Below are 15,081 nucleotides of genomic sequence, written 5' to 3'. Positions count from 1 at the left end.
AGGTACTAGAATTAATTAAATGTAAGGTCATTTCTAGGATTAACTGTAAGAAATTTGCTGTTCACTTGCATTTTTTAGTGGAATACTTTTTTTATCACATTTCAGTAACTTTTTAGTGCAAATAAAGTACAGTTAGGTTATCTTATGCCGCATCCAATAACTGTTTCAAATTGTGACTGGTTGTTGGTTTTTATTTAGGTCATACATATTGTTTGATTTTTAAATAAAGTTCAGTTAATCAGTGTCTTATAGGTATTTGGATATGGAAACGTTACTCGTTATTGCTTTCATTGTCGGCGCGGTGTTTGTTATTTTTAAAGAAAAGAAATGCTGTAAAGATATTGATTATTCGCGAGATTCTTTATAACAATGGCGCTACTAGGGCTTTTGTTTTAAAGTAATTTTTCAAGAAGCCAAAGAAATAGACAGTAATGTCGATTTCTTTGGCTTTTTTGCGTTTACTGTTTGGATTTATCGCCGATCAAACAAATTTGATATTGATTGTTACTTCTGGCTGTAAATCATAATTCGGATAAAAGCAGCAGCTGATGTGCTATGACTAAGCTTGTTGTTCTTGCCATTCATGGTGAAGTCGAGATATACGCTGTTCTGTTTCTTGCCATTTACGAGTATTTATCAAATCGTTGTATTCGCCCGTTACAGCTTTACATAGCGTTCTGAGTTGCGAAACTTGCGTTTGAGGCAATCCATCCAGTGCTTGAACTGCACCAACTCGGTTGTTACATAACATAACCATATCACAGCCAGCTTGCTGGGCAGAAATCGCTCTTTGACTGTAGCTTCCTAAAACGTCAGCCCCTTTCATGTTTAAATCGTCAGAGAAAATAACGCCTTTAAAGCTTAAATCTTGTCGAAGGACGCGCTTTAACCAATACTCTGAGCCACTTGCAGGTAAGTCGTCATAATTATCGAAAATGACGTGCGCTGGCATCATTGCATCAAGTAAGTTTTGTTCAATGAGTGACTTAAACACGAACATGTCGTGTGCTTTTATATTATCTCTTGGATCAACGGGGGTTTCGAGGTGCGAATCAGCAATGACACCACCATGGCCAGGGAAGTGTTTTCCCGTTGTAGCCATACCTGCTTGTTTCATTCCTTTGATAAACTCACTGGCGTAGGTAACCACATCTTGCGGGTTATCTGAAAATGCGCGATCACCAATTGCTTTGCAGTCAAAACCGAGGTCGAGAACGGGTGCAAGACTAAGATCGATATCCATGGCTAATAATTCTGCTGCCATTAACCAGCCACCATCATGGGCAAGTTCAACCCCGTTTTTTTGGCTAGCAAAAGCTTTAGCAGGAGGGAGCAGGGTGAAATCATTACGAAAACGCTGAACTCGACCACCTTCTTGATCGACAGCGATAAGAAAAGGCCGTTTAGCCGTTTTTCGAATTTCTTTTGTTAACGCCCTAAGCTGTTTGCGATCATGATAATTTCGGGCAAAGAATATGATCCCCCCCACTGTTGGGTGTTGAATAATTTCACGATCTTCTGCATCAAGTTCATAACCGGAAATATCGAGCATTAAAGGACCCATGAATTCTCCTTGGGATACGGCCATTTAGTTATGTCTAGTATACCTAAGTTGCTTTCATAAGTTTGTTTAAACGATGCTGTCCTCTTCTATTTCGTGATGGAGGCTTATAATTGTTTCCCTAGGGAAACTTGGTGTTGATTCTTTTGAAATGAAATGTAGGTGTTAACTTTGTTATAGTGTTGCAATAAAGTTTAAAACTGAGTTTTATGTGATCCCGATCTGCATTTTAGGTTAAAAGTTGCAACCCATGCATTGTAGGTGTGATCGTGATCTTGAAAATATTTTAATTATTCAATTACACTGTTTCCATTGAGATAGAACGAGAAGATATCATGTCTGTATTAGTTGCAATCGCCATTACCACTGGCATTCTTTCAGGTATTTGGGGCTGGGTTGCTGTTTCTTTAGGCTTGCTGAGTTGGGCTGGGTTTCTTGGTTGTACAACGTATTTTGCTTCTCCCAAAGACGGCTTAAAGGGCGTTGGGCTGAGTATTGCTACGAATTTAAGTGGTGTGTTTTGGGCCATGCTTATTATAAAACTGTCAACATTAGTCGGCATCGACATTATAGGTTATGTTGTTACCGCTATTATCGCTTTCTTTATGTGTGTGCAGGCAAAGCAATCTTGGCTAAACTTCATTCCGGGTACATTTATCGGCTCTTGTGCCACATTTGCTTCAAATGGTGATTGGCAGTTGGTAATACCGTCACTCGTCTTGGGCGTTGTATTCGGCTACATCATGAAGTCATCTGGATTATGGCTACAGCAAAAACTATCAAAGTCTGAAGCGCCTTGCTTCGCGACAGAGCAATAGAGCTAATATCCAAAGAAACGAAAAGAAGCCGCGTTTGTCGCGGCTTTTTACAATCTGCTTAATGAGCACGATAAGGCTTGTTTATAATCGCTGATTATAGGCAAGGCACATATTGAACATTGCGCTGCGGAATGTTGAAAGGTGCTAATACAGCTTCAGAATGCTGTTTATTTGCCAATAGGCAAACTCGCAAGCCTTCTTGTAGGTATTTTTCTACTTGAGCTTGTAAATTATTAGTATTGTAATCGGTGCGATCTGCATCTCGACGACACAGGTCAACGAAAATATCGTCATTCCCTTCAGGATATAACACAAATTCTGCTTGCTGCATTAAACGCAGTGCCTTCAAGCTGAGTAACTCAGGATCATCGCCTGTTTCAATTAAATACAACCCACCAAGTTGCTGCTCAGACTCTTGCAGTAAAGAGGTAAATACGCGTTCCAGAGAATCCTCATCTTGAGCTACTTCAACGGCAGGATGGCGGAAGAAAACCTCCCAAAACTTCCTACGTTCATCGACTGTGCCATAATGCTGCTTTATACGGCTACGTTGCGCGCCTGCATAGCGGGCAAGCAGACTTAAGTTTTGCGGTAGTTGAGTCTCGAGCTTTTCTCTTAGATATCGAACTAAAACAGGTGATGCGCCGCCACTCGATATCGCCACTTGAATTGGGCTGCGATCTATCATTGATGGGGTGATAAAGTGACAGTGGTTTGGATCATCAACGACATTTGTCCATATACCTAGTGCTTCTGCATCGCTAAATACTTGATGATTGAGTGAAGGGTCATCAGTTGTTGCCCATACTTGGTGCGCTTTGTTGATATCAGTAGAGTTATATTTTTTGTTTACCCATTGAATAGCGCCATTCTTTTCTAGTTTGGATAGGTGAGGGTGAATCATAGGCGAAATAACGGTTATGTCCGCATTTGATTTCAGTAAAAGGTCGATTTTTCTACATGCGACCTCTCCACCGCCGATAACTACTACTTTTCTATTCTTTAGTGACAAGAAAACGGGGAAATAGTCCATTTGTTTATACTTCCTGTGAATATCATTGTTGTTACAAGCTTCTGACTTGTAAGGGCTTGTAGAAGCAATTATTATGCATTATACAAAAAACATAACCGGGAAACATTTAAACATATTAGACACGGTTGCGTTGAGTATTTATTTTCAGCTGCACACTGTTCAGCTTGTATTAAAGGCTAAGTGTTAGTTTTGTCACACTACAAAAATTCTTGAATTATTTTACTTTTTTTTGGTTTTTGCGTTAGCAATTTCTAGTTATATACATATTACATATGGTCGGCGAAATGAATAAAAAACTTATGATTGCAACACTGATAAGCTCTAGTTTGCTTGTTGGTTGTGGCGATAAGTTATCTGGACAATCTGCACCAATGAGCCCATTGGTCGCTGCTCAACCAGTAACCGTTATTGATTACCAGCAAGGAAAGCAATTTGTTGGTCGAACTGAAGCGATGGAAGATGTTGCAATTGCAGCACAAGTTTCAGGTTACCTAAAGTCACGTTCATTTCAAGAAGGTGAGATGGTTGAGAAGGGGCAACTACTCTTTGAAATTGAGCCCGCAGCTTATGAAGCGCGTGTAGCAAGCGCTCGTGCTTCAATTTCTCAGGCAGACGCCTCTCTTAAACGTGCCAATTTAGATTGGAAACGTGGTGAAAGGCTACTACCTAAAGGAAGCATTAGCCAGTCTGAGTACGATCGTCTTACTGCTGAAAAACTAAATGCAGAAGCTCAATTAAAATCGGCGAAAGCGCAGCTTAAGTCTGCAGAGATTGACTTGTCTTTCACCAAAATTGTTGCGCCATTTACTGGTCGTGTAAGTGATAGCAAGGTAAGTATTGGTGATTTGGTTTCTCCAAGTACGGGTATTTTGACTTCACTTGTTAGCCTAGATCCGATGCAAACGTCATTTAATGTTAGTGAGCGACAACGCCTTGATTTAGGTATTGATACCTTAGATGGTGCAGGTGACGGCGATAATGGTGTTGAAGTGGTATTAACGTTAACGAACGGCAAAGAATATCAACACCTAGGTGAAGTCGATTTCATTGGTAACCGTATTGATCTGAATACAGGTACTATCGCTATGCGTGCCAGTTTCCCTAATCCAGAAAAAGCGTTGCTACCAGGTCAACATGTTCAAGTGTTCTTGCGTGAGAAAGAACCTGTTCAACGCATTGTTATTCCGCGTCGTGCTGTACAAAGTGATCTAGAAGGTGATTTTGTGATGGTACTTGTTGAAGATAACATTGCTGAACGACGCAATGTTGTTCTAGGTCCACAAACAGAGTTCGGTATCATCATTTCTGAAGGTGTTGAACAAGATGATGTGGTGTTAACGAAGGGTCTGCAGCGTGTTCGTAACGGTGTAACAGTTCGACTTGAAGACACAGAGGCGTAAGTAACTAGATGCTAAGCCGCTTTTTTATCCAGCGCCCAAAATTTGCGCTGGTTATCTCAATTATTCTAACGTTGGCTGGGGCTATTGCTGTCCTTAATTTGCCAGTCGCAGAATATCCGAAAATTAGTCCGCCATCCGTTGGTGTAACTGCTTTTTACTCAGGTGCGAGTGCTGAGGTTGTCGAAGAGGCAATCGCTGACCCTATTGAAGCATCGGTGAACGGCGTAGAAAACATGATTTACATGTCTTCTAAAAGTGCAAACGATGGTTCATATAGCCTAAACGTTACTTTTGATATTGGTACTGATCCAGATATGGCTCAGGTTAATGTTCAAAACCGTGTATCCCAAATTGAATCGAAGCTACCCGCTGAAGTTCGTATGGTTGGTGTAACGGTTAAGAAACGTTCTCCTGACTTATTGATGGTATTGAACTTCTATTCTCCTGATGGGCATTATGATGACCAGTTCCTGATTAACTACATTAATTTAAATGTAAAAGATCAGCTAGCTCGCGTAACTGGTATCAGTGAAGTTAATGTTATCGGTGGTGGCGAATACGCAATGCGTGTTTGGCTTAACCCTGAGAAGATGGCTAACCTTGGCTTAACCACATCTGACGTTAATGCCGCACTTGCTGAGCAGAACGTCCAGGTTGCTGCGGGTCAGGTTGGTGCTCCTCCATTTAACAATGCACAGGAAGTACAGTTTAACCTTGTTACGAAAGGGCGTTTGGAAACAGCTGAAGAATTTGAAAACGTTATTCTACGTGCGAATACTGATGGCTCAGTTGTTTTCTTAAAAGACGTTGCTCGTGTAGAACTGGGTAAGAAGTTCTATAGCGGTAACGGTATGTTCCGTGGCCAGCCAGCTTCTATCGTTGCACTAAACCTCCAGTCTGATGCGAATGCATTGGAAAGTGGCCAGGCGGTGATGGATTTGCTTGATCGTATGAGTGCTGATTTCCCCGACGGGATGGAGTACGAAACAAGTTACGATACAACATTGTTCGTTGCTGAGTCGATCAAGGGCGTTGTTATTACATTGATCCAGGCTATTTTGCTGGTAATCGCTGTAACTTATATGTTCTTGGGTAGTGTACGTTCAACGCTGATCCCGGTTGTTGCTATACCTGTTTCGCTAATTGGTACTTTTGCCATCATGTTGGCGGCAGGGTTTACCATTAATACCGTTACGCTGTTCGGTTTGATTCTGGCCATCGGTATCGTGGTAGATGATGCGATACTCGTTATCGAGCAAGTTGATACCAACATGAAGCGTGACCCAAGCCTGACACCTCGGCAAGCAACGTTGATTGCGATGAAAGAGGTATCAGGGCCGATTGTTACTTCTACCATGGTACTGTTAGCGGTATTTATACCCGTTGCAATGCTGCCAGGTATTACCGGTATCATGTATCGTCAATTCGCGCTAACAATTTGTATTTCGGTTGTTATCTCGTCGATAAACGCGTTAACGCTATCTCCGGCTTTATGTACTCTTGTACTTAAGCAAGGTGGCGGTAATGTAACGCGTTGGTTTGGTGTATTTAACCGCGGTCTTGATAAAGTCACCTTAAAGTATGGTTCTATTGCGGGCTTCCTTGTTCGTAAATCAGCCATTCTGGTGGCATTCTTCATTCTTGCGGTTGGCTCTGTAACGTATTTAGCAAAAACGACTTCAACGGCATTTGTTCCAACGGAAGATAAAGGTATTTTGCTAGTTAACGTTCAGTTGCCCGATTCTGCCTCGTTATCTCGTACTGAAGAAACTACGATTAAGCTTCAGGAGATTCTTGCTGACGAACCGGGAATTGAAGGTATTACGGTAGCAAACGGTTATGCGTTCTTAACGGGTGCTGCGGCTTCTAACGGCGCATCTCTGTTTATTAAGCTAAAAGACTGGGATGAGCGAAATGCAATGGATGGAGAGCATTCCTCTTTTGCTATTTCAAACCGTGTAAATGGCCGTGCTGCAATGGAATTGCCTGAGGCGATTGTATTTGCGATGGGTGCACCAGCGGTTCCAGGTATGGGGGCAGCTGATGGTTTTGAGTTTGTCCTAGAAGATACCTTAGGTCGTAGCCGAACAGATTTGGCTACTGTTATGGGTGAAATGATTCAGGCTGCTAATCAGCAACCTGAAATTGCATTCACTTTCAGTACGTTCCGCGCAAATGTGCCGCATTTCTATATTGATGTTGACCGCGTTAAAGCAAAGCAACTGGGTATTCCTCTAACAGAGATTTTCCAAACGCTACAGGGTAACTTAGGTTCCATGTACGTGAACGACTTTACTCTGTATGGCAAAAACTTCCGTGTAACGGTTCAGGCTGATAGTGATTATCGTGATAACTTGGATGCACTTGAACGATTCCATGTACGTTCTGCTTCTGGTGACATGATCCCACTAAGTACGTTAACAACGGTAGAGCAAGTATTTGAACCTGATGTTGCATGGCGTTATAACATGTACCGTGCTGCGGTTATTCAGGGTAATCCTGCACCTGGTTATTCGAGTGGTGATGCAATTGCAGCAATGGAACGTGTTGCTGCTGAAGTACTACCTCAAGGCTACCAGTATGAGTGGACTGGTATGGCATACCAAGAAGTTAAAGCGGGTAACCAAGCAATTTATGCGTTTGCACTTGCTTTGATCTTCATTTACTTGTTCATGGTTGCGCAGTATGAAAGTTGGAGTATTCCTCTTGCGATCATTTTGGTTGTACCTGTTGCAACACTCGGTTCATTCTTGGCACTGACGATTACGGGTACACCTTTGAACCTGTATGCGCAAATTGGTCTTGTTCTCTTGATTGCTTTGGCTGCTAAGAATGCCATTTTGATTGTAGAATTTGCCAAAATTGAACGTGAAGAGAAAGAGCTGGATATTGAGAAAGCTGCTGTTCGCGGTGGTAAATTACGTTTCCGTGCAGTAAACATGACCTCTTGGTCGTTTATCTTAGGTATTTTACCTTTGATCTTCGCATCAGGCGCTGGCCATATCAGCCAAAACTCGTTGGGTATCTCACTAACAGGTGGTCTGCTCTGCGTATTGTTGGCAGGTACATGTTTGATCCCTGGCTTCTTTGCGTTAGTTCAGCGTCGTCGTGAAAAATTCCACGGTGGCTCAACTAAGCTCATCCCATTAGATGATGAATAAGTTAGATTGAACCTAAAATAGAAAGCTCCCTACGGGAGCTTTTTTTTTGCCGAGTTTTAAACACTCTAAAAAGCGGGGGAGTGGGTTCATTATTTTCTTGTTCTGGTACACAAAAAACAATCTATTTGATCTAGATTGATCAAACACTTATAGGGTTTGATATACAATAAAAGCYTACTAAATTAAGTCGTATAGTGAGTCACGTAATGAACTATGAAAATATGATTGGTTTTGGTGTTGCGGGTAACTTTGCCGGCCACCTTGAGCAAGCAGGAGAAGCAAAAGACTTTCTTGCCGTTGAAGTACAGGAAGCTGTGCAACCTAAAGCTATTTTCCCTTTTTATATTCCTTCAGAAAAAGCAGGTTTCCTTTCCACGTTTCCACTATCAACTGATACGATCCTTCCGCCGAATGATGCTGATAACCTTCAGATCGAACCAGAAGTTGCGTTAATTTGTGATATTCAATACGAAGGTAAGCGTGTTGTTTCAATCACACCAAGTCAGTTTGCAGCTTATAATGATTGCTCTATTCGTAAGCCGAATGCAAAAAAAATCAGTGAAAAGAAAAACTGGGGACCTAAAACGAAAGGCATTTCTTCTCAATTGATTGCATTAGATGCGTTGACTAAAGGTGGAACACTGGATCGCTTTAGGATTGCTAGTTTTCATAAGCGTGATGACCATGTCGTTCGATACGGTGAAGATAGCCCTGTGATTGGCTATAGCTACTTTCATGAAAAGCTATTGAATTGGATTGTTGACCGAATGAACAATCAGCAAGATGTTGGGCCAACAGAAGATATTGCGGCACACCTAGCTAACGCGAATTATCCGGCACAAACTATTATCAGTATTGGTGCGACACGTTATACCGAGTATGGAGAAACAACATTCCTAAAATCGGGTGATGTGAGTATGGTTGTGGTGTATGACGGTGACCTATACACACCTGAGCAGATCGTTGAGATGGCAAATAAGCAAGAGTTTGCTCAAGATGGTATTTCTGCTTTGATTCAAGATGTCGCTTAGCGCTAAATGAAATAACAGCCGTTATTAATAAAAAGGCACTGGTTTCAATCAGTGCCTTTAAGTTTATTCACTACAAGCGCCAGAAAAGCTCTAGTGACCCTACTGAACTTGAACCGTGTGGATCTTCTTCAAACTCTGGAGTACTTGTTGCAAAACTTAAACTGATGCCCCATTTAGGTTGATAATACACTCCGCCCAAAACAGCTGTTGCTTGCCAATTTTCAACGGTTGTATCCGGTACGCCATCAGGGCGATCACCATCAATGGTAATATCATTAAAGCGGTATCGTCCTTCTATACCCGTAAATAAGAAATAGCCAGAAGCGCTGGTAGACAACACACTAATATCAACGAATTTACCAGGGGTAAAGCCTGTTGTACCAAAGTTGCCTGAAAGGCTATTACCCCAACGGAAAGCACCGCCAACAGCAACCTCACTCTGATAGTTACCAACATTTATGCGTCCAATTCCACTAACGTCATATTCGTCCATTAGAAATGCACGTTGACGAGTGACTAACCGGTGACCTTCATAGCCAAGATTAAAAACGACTTGATTGTCTATTTGGTAGTCCCAGCCCATAGGTTCGTCTGAGCCAACGATGCTATGAATGAACTTTTGACTCTTTTCTGCCATTGCATTCGGACCGACTAACCCGATCATAACACTGTACTTATCTGCAATAGATGGAGAGTACTGATAAATACCAGTTTCAAAAAACAGCAAACCCGCATAAGGGCGCTCGTCGGCAAGTGGCCCAGTGGCTTCTATGTCTTCAGGCGTCCACATTTGTTGACCAAATCGAAAATTCCAGCCTTTTTGTGTGCTGCTTGAAAAGGGTAATACTGATGCAACTTGCCTAATTGGCGTTGGACCTAAGATATCAAGCATTGGAGTCGCTGCGGAGCTAAATTCTAAGAAGATACCGTTAGTGTAATTTTGGTCGGTACCAACAATACCGTCATTGTCCATTGAAAAAGAAATACTGCCAGCGTTGTAAGCCTGTGATGGGGAGGATAAAAAAGAGGAGCAAACAATAAATGCAGTAAAAATTTGTTTCATTTACAATCCTTTGATAAAACAAGTAGGATGAATTGCCAACTCTTTAGGCATGATTATCATCATATCTAAATGACAGGAATCATCGCTAGTGATATTGCGAAATTAAACGTAAAAGTTTGTGATGATCGTTTAAACAAAACGTAAGGAACCAGAATGTCGGAAATTCAACTTTCATCTCCACTTGTATCAGCGTCGTGGCTCGCTGAAAATATCAATCACCCGGATCTTACTGTACTAGATGCAAGTTGGTTTTTGCCTAACTCGCCAAGAGATGCGCAAGCAGAATGGCAAGAAAAGCGTTTACCGAAGGCGCGCTTTTTTGATTTTGATAAGAAGATTGCCGATCCTGATTCTGAATTACCACATATGCTGCCTTCTGAAGCACTATTTGCTCAGTCTGTTGCAGCGCTGGGGGTGAGCTCAAAGAATACGGTCGTTATCTATGACTCACACGGCATTTTTTCATCTCCCCGTGCGTGGTGGATGTTCAGAGCGATGGGGCATAATAATGTAGCCGTGCTTGATGGCGGTTTACCAGCTTGGTTAGCGGCAGGCTTTGAACTCGAGACGGGTGAACCTACAGAGGTTGATATGGGGGAATTTAGTGCAACATTACAACCGAACTGGGTCATTGATGCTGATTCTTTGAATGCTCGCTTAGAAACATCGGGTACGCAAGTATTTGACGCTCGACCAGCCGCTCGATTTTATGGCACACAGCCAGAACCTCGACAAGGTGTCAGAAGTGGGCACATGCCAGGGGCGAAAAGCTTACCTTTCAGCCAGTTAGTTTCACTTTCTGACGGATGTTTTCTGCCAATAGAACAAATATCCCAGCGATTTGATGCGCTAAGTGATGTTAATGAGCAGCATATTTTTAGTTGTGGCTCTGGCGTTACCGCATGTATCCTTGCTCTTGCTGCAGAATTGACGGGACGAAAAAACCTGACGGTCTATGATGGTTCGTGGACAGAGTGGGGGCAAAAGTTAAAATACCCAGTGGTATAACAAGTCTAAAAAAAGGCATAGTTAACACTATGCCTTTAAAATAGAATTATTGAATTGCTGGAATATAACCGCGTTCTTCAATAATACTTTGGCCTGATGTCGACATGACATAATCAACAAATTCTTTAGCTGAATTTTTTAATTTCTTTTCTTTATATAGCATTAAGAAAGGACGGGAGATTTTATATTTACCTGATTCTAGGTTTTCAAGGGTTGGAGGTACACCGTCAAAAGAAAGTGCTTTTACAGAGTCATCGATAGAGCCTAGCGAAACATAACCAATCGCATGCTTATTTCGTGAAACTAAACTCTTTACAGTACCGTTTGTATTAACGACTAGCACTTGCGGGTTAATATCAGAAACTGTTTTATCTTTAATTTGTTGGGTTAACCCCATGTAGTCTTCGAATGAAAAGCGCGAACCTGATGCATTTTCACGACTAACAACGGCCATCTTTAAGTCTGGGCCACCAACGTCTTTCCAGTTATTTATTTCACCGTGATAAATTTTAGAGACTTGCTCTTTAGTTAGATTATCGACAGGATTATCTTTACTAACAACAAGTGCGATACCATCGTGGGCAATCGTGACAGTCTGCACATCAGGTTTAATTTCTTCGACTTTTAAGTAACGTGAACTCATGCCTACGTCCGCTACATCACGTTTTACGGCTTCAATACCAGCTGATGAGCCAATACCTTGAACGGCGATAAGGGTGTTGTTGTGCTCTGTAGAGTAGGTTTCTGCCAATATTTCCACAACATGGCTAACAGATGTTGAGCCAGTAACTGTTACGGTTTCTTTTGCTTGAACGCCAAATGATAATGTCGCAATGAGTGCGCATAAGGTAGTCCTGGTTAACATCATAGATCTCCAAATAAACCAGAAAATAACGCGCTATTTTATGACTATAATATTACAGTATTGTGAAAATTAGTATTAGCTTTGGGCTAATGGTTTACTTATTTTATCCAGATACATCTCTTTATCAGCTTTTGCTAGAATTGAGTCAGGGTCACTGAGGTTTCCAGGATAATAAGGTGATAGCCCTACACTAAAGTCAATATTGTAGTAGCGCCTTTTTTGTGCAGTTGCATCATATAAATTTGATATCCACACTTGGCATATATTATTATCTTCTGTTGGTAGTAAAATAACAAACTCATCACCACCAATTCGATATATTTGGCTACCAGTAGGTGCTGTTTGTATTAATGTCTTTGCGATATCTACGAGTAATTCATCACCGACTTTATGACCAAACTTATCATTGACCTGCTTAAAGTTATCAAGATCGATGTAGGCTAAAATACCTCGTTGTAAATTAATGGCCATTTTATCGAATCGACGAAAAAGAGAGCGGCGATTTTGTAATCCAGTCAAATCATCTTCTAGTGCTAAACGGCTGAGATCTGCTTCGAATTGTCGGGAGCGATCTATTTGTGTGTGTAATGTTGTGATTAAATCACGACGCTGGTGCAGCATTTTGATAAAACAAAAACACATTAAGAACACACCGATATGCATGAAAATATCGTCGGTAGAATCAATAAGCCAATGATTATCAAGCTCTGGTATTTCATCCAATAAATCAGCGATTACACCAATTGAATATGTCCCTAGAGCAAGCAGTAGCCAGCTGCGCATTCCTTTACCGAAGTCTTCTTTCAGTAACATAAAAATGAGCACTAAAGTAAGGATTGATATGAAGCTTTCAAGTTGGCCATTAGAGGGTACAAGTGCTGAAAGCAATATACCTATACACACAATGGCAGTTAGGCGAATAGGAAGTTGGGATAATGTACTCATGATTGATACTTGTAATTATGGCTATTTCTTTGATAGTTACAGAGCCACGGGTGTTAAACAATGTGTTTACAAAGTCATGATTAGAAGTAATGTTTAGATCTTTTTCTTTTGCACATATTTAGCCTGCTCGTGTCAATAGTGACTCGAGTGGCTATTCTACCCATTTATATTTTGTTTCCCTGCTTCCTTCTTCTCTTATTTCTTGAGACAGAATAATCATTTTCTGGAATGGAAAATCACCGATGAATATTTGCTCTTCTTTTTACAAAAATAGTGTGTTTGTAGTTAGGCTAATAGCAGGAAACAAACAAAAACTTGATCCTTGTCGTTTTAGTTTTGAAATCGGTTCTTGATAGTGTTAAGTACGTCTCAAAAATGGAATCATAGTTTGTGCAGTGGAACGTGATGGATGTGTTTGATATATAAGGAGTGTAACAAAATATTTCAGTTCACATCATTGTAACATTTAGGGGTTTATGTCTATCCTAAATAATAGTGCTGAAGCACATGGATATGGCAACTAAAGAGGTCGGAAGTATGCTGACAATGGCAAAAAATACACAGCCGAATAAAGCGCTGGTTTCTGAACGGATTCAGAAATTAATCAAAGCGCTTTCAAATGGCGTTTATGAGCGAGAAGAAACCATCAAACTATGCCTTCTTGCCGCATTAGCCGGAGAGAGTGTATTCCTCTTGGGCCCTCCGGGAATTGCCAAAAGCTTAATTGCCAAAAGATTGATTCAGGCGTTTGATAACAGCAAATTTTTTGATTATCTAATGACGCGATTTTCTACGCCAGAAGAGGTGTTTGGCCCATTATCCATTCAAGAGTTAAAAGATAATGGTAAGTATGTCCGCTTAGTTGACGGCTATTTACCGACAGCACAAGTTGTTTTCCTCGACGAAATTTGGAAAGCAGGACCGGCTATATTGAATACCTTATTGACAGTTGTTAATGAACGAACGTTTAAAAATGGTCAAGAGGTGTTACCTGTTCCGATGCGGTTACTTATTACGGCATCGAATGAATTACCAGAAGAAGACAGCGGATTAGAAGCACTCTACGACCGGATGTTAGTACGTGTATTCGTTAATCGAATTCAAGAGAAGCAAAACTTTAAAGCGATGCTAATGGGAGAAGGGCCGGCCATTCAAGAGCTAGAGCCGGGGTTAGCCATTACAGATGAAGAGTACGACAATTGGCAGTCTCATATTGATGAGATTAAATTATCAGAAAGTATTTTTGAAAAAATTTATCAACTCAAAGCAATGATCGAGAAGCGTTCGGATGAATCTGATGTTTCGGATGACTCGGAAAGTGAACTATATATATCAGATCGCCGTTGGAAAAAATCGGTGCGCTTGCTAAAAGCGAGTGCCTTCTATAATGCTCGTGATGCAATCAATCCTCTTGATTTACTTCTGTTACAAGATTGCATGTGGCATAGCCCAGAATCTCGTAATGTTATTCGATCTATCATCAATGATTTTGCTGTTCAGAAAGCGTTTAATCAGGAGGCTTCTCAGTTCGATGCTAATGAGTCTCAACGAATTATTGATGAAGTACACCATGAAGTCGTTAGTGAGCTGTGTTTAACATTTAGCCGTGAAAGTATGATGCGTAAAGAGTGGTATAAGTACGACTTCAGTAGCGCTAAGCGTTATAACGTTAACCATAACGCTAAAATGATAAAGCTTGTAATGCTACAACAGAACCCATCGGTTTCAGAGAAAGAAAATGGCGATAGTCGTTGGGTGTATGTTGATGGTGATGAATTTGAGAAGAAAATCAAAACGGGCCAATGTGATATTTATGGCTACGTGAACAAAAATACGCATTTATGCCGACTTCAGTTTGAAGTTGATGCTGAGTTACGTTTAGTGATTAAAGATATTGCTAATCGCTCTGTGTTAGTCGGTATTGCTGGAGAAAAGGGGATTACCCCCGAGCTGCAGCAGCGTTGGCTCTCTTGCGCTGAAGATGCATCCTCAAAAGTTGTTGATGCTGAGCATAATTTAAAAATATCGAAGAGTAGCTTTCATGGGGCATTGCCGCATAACTTCATCGACCCACGTTTACCCGAGTTGATCGAGCAAAGCTTATCTACAGCCTCTGATTCTGTACATGAGTTAAAATTAACTATTGATAAGAGTGTTTTTCGAATCACTCATTTATCTGAATACTTTGCTTAATAG

The 15,081-nt window shown here is 41.1% G+C and carries 11 protein-coding genes; 6 read left to right on the top strand and 5 right to left on the bottom strand.

From position 1 onward, the window contains the following. Positions 1 to 559: 559 nt before the first annotated feature. Positions 560 to 1,564, bottom strand: coding sequence for a beta-N-acetylhexosaminidase (nagZ, locus tag L4D09_RS13130; protein ID WP_428457957.1), 1,005 nt, complete (start codon positions 1,562 to 1,564; stop codon positions 560 to 562). Between the two features lie 332 nt (positions 1,565 to 1,896). On the opposite strand from nagZ, the gene L4D09_RS13125 reads away from it, so the two are divergent. Then, the gene (locus L4D09_RS13125; RefSeq protein WP_428457956.1) at positions 1,897 to 2,379 is read left to right on the top strand and encodes a DUF1097 domain-containing protein; all 483 of its coding nucleotides are present in this window, start codon (positions 1,897 to 1,899) and stop codon (positions 2,377 to 2,379) included. A 94-nt stretch (positions 2,380 to 2,473) separates the two neighbouring features. Here the strand turns inward: L4D09_RS13125 and L4D09_RS13120 are convergent, their stop codons facing one another. Further along, on the bottom strand, positions 2,474 to 3,412 hold the full coding sequence (locus L4D09_RS13120) for a precorrin-2 dehydrogenase/sirohydrochlorin ferrochelatase family protein (protein ID WP_428457955.1): 939 nt from the start codon (positions 3,410 to 3,412) through the stop codon (positions 2,474 to 2,476). Between the two features lie 284 nt (positions 3,413 to 3,696). Between L4D09_RS13120 and L4D09_RS13115 the strand changes: the two genes are divergently transcribed. From L4D09_RS13115 to L4D09_RS13105, 3 genes are all read left to right on the top strand, one after another. Continuing rightward, positions 3,697 to 4,812 (top strand): efflux RND transporter periplasmic adaptor subunit, encoded by a 1,116-nt coding sequence (locus tag L4D09_RS13115; RefSeq protein ID WP_428457954.1) that lies wholly within the window; start codon positions 3,697 to 3,699, stop codon positions 4,810 to 4,812. A gap of 8 nt (positions 4,813 to 4,820) precedes the next feature. After that, positions 4,821 to 7,973, top strand: a complete 3,153-nt coding sequence (locus L4D09_RS13110) for an efflux RND transporter permease subunit (RefSeq protein WP_428457953.1) — start codon at positions 4,821 to 4,823, stop codon at positions 7,971 to 7,973. A 206-nt stretch (positions 7,974 to 8,179) separates the two neighbouring features. Continuing rightward, entirely contained in the window at positions 8,180 to 9,004 is an 825-nt protein-coding gene (locus tag L4D09_RS13105; protein ID WP_428457952.1) for a DUF5718 family protein, read from the top strand. 70 nt (positions 9,005 to 9,074) lie between these two features. On the opposite strand, the gene L4D09_RS13100 is transcribed toward L4D09_RS13105, so the two are convergent. Further along, positions 9,075 to 10,067: a lipid A deacylase LpxR family protein gene (locus tag L4D09_RS13100; protein WP_428457951.1), complete on the bottom strand. Its 993-nt coding sequence runs from the start codon at positions 10,065 to 10,067 to the stop codon at positions 9,075 to 9,077. A gap of 153 nt (positions 10,068 to 10,220) precedes the next feature. Here L4D09_RS13100 and L4D09_RS13095 point away from each other — a divergent pair, with 153 nt between their 5' ends. Next, on the top strand, positions 10,221 to 11,075 hold the full coding sequence (locus tag L4D09_RS13095) for a sulfurtransferase (RefSeq protein WP_428457950.1): 855 nt from the start codon (positions 10,221 to 10,223) through the stop codon (positions 11,073 to 11,075). 46 nt (positions 11,076 to 11,121) lie between these two features. On the opposite strand, the gene L4D09_RS13090 is transcribed toward L4D09_RS13095, so the two are convergent. Continuing rightward, complete coding sequence (locus L4D09_RS13090; RefSeq protein WP_428457949.1) at positions 11,122 to 11,943, bottom strand: phosphate ABC transporter substrate-binding protein; 822 nt, start codon at positions 11,941 to 11,943, stop codon at positions 11,122 to 11,124. Between the two features lie 72 nt (positions 11,944 to 12,015). Then, positions 12,016 to 12,885 carry a GGDEF domain-containing protein gene (locus tag L4D09_RS13085; RefSeq protein ID WP_428457948.1) on the bottom strand — a complete coding sequence of 290 codons (870 nt, stop codon included), beginning with the start codon at positions 12,883 to 12,885 and terminating at the stop codon, positions 12,016 to 12,018. A 537-nt stretch (positions 12,886 to 13,422) separates the two neighbouring features. Here L4D09_RS13085 and L4D09_RS13080 point away from each other — a divergent pair. Continuing rightward, positions 13,423 to 15,078: an ATPase RavA domain-containing protein gene (locus tag L4D09_RS13080; RefSeq protein ID WP_428457960.1), complete on the top strand. Its 1,656-nt coding sequence runs from the start codon at positions 13,423 to 13,425 to the stop codon at positions 15,076 to 15,078. The last annotated feature ends 3 nt before the right edge of the window (positions 15,079 to 15,081 follow it).

It is taken from the genome of Photobacterium makurazakiensis, from assembly GCF_050336715.1.
GTDB classification, from domain to species: domain Bacteria; phylum Pseudomonadota; class Gammaproteobacteria; order Enterobacterales; family Vibrionaceae; genus Photobacterium; species Photobacterium makurazakiensis.
The sequence above is the reverse complement of the archived record's forward strand: the minus strand, read 5'-3'. Positions and strand labels throughout refer to the sequence as shown.